The organism is Rhizobacter sp. P2_H2 (assembly GCF_056403375.1).
Genome location: NZ_JBFUFP010001774.1, coordinates 1 through 609 on the forward strand (window position 1 = coordinate 1; position 609 = coordinate 609).

General features: G+C 66.5%; 1 protein-coding gene. It reads left to right on the forward strand.

The genetic code is table 11. The features are described from left to right. Positions 1 to 85: 85 nt before the first annotated feature. Positions 86 to 609, forward strand: a 524-nt coding sequence (locus AC1D15_RS36135) for a pirin family protein (RefSeq protein WP_477829877.1), incomplete at its 3' end; no start/stop codon positions are given.

Sequence of the window (609 nt, forward strand, 5' to 3'; positions counted from 1 at the left end):
CTTCAACGCGCGGCCCGTGATGGGCCGGGGGGCGGCGCCTACAGTCTCTTCCATACCCCAGAGATCACCACTGAAAGGACGCGACATGCTCACCCTGCGCAAATCGACTGAACGTGGCTACGCCGACCACGGCTGGCTGAAGTCGTTCCACAGCTTCTCGTTCGCCGACTACTACGACCCGAAGCACATGGGCTTCGGCAACCTGCGAGTGATCAACGAAGACCGCATCGCCCCGGGCACCGGCTTCGGCACGCACGGCCACCGCGACATGGAGATCGTGTCGTACGTGCTGTCGGGCGCGCTCGGCCACAAGGACAGCATCGGCAACGGCGCGCAGATCGTGCCGGGCGACGTGCAGCGCATGAGCGCCGGCCGCGGCATCCAGCACAGCGAATATAACCACGCGGCGAACGACACGACGCACTTCCTGCAGATCTGGATCGAGCCCAACGTGCGCGGCATCGAGCCGGGCTACGAGCAGAAGCACTTCGACGCGGCGCAGAAGCGCGGTGCGCTGCGCCTGGTCGCGAGCCCCGACGGCCGCGAGGATTCGGTGAAGCTGCACGCCAACGCGACGCTGTATGCTGGCCTGTTCGACGGCGACGAGCG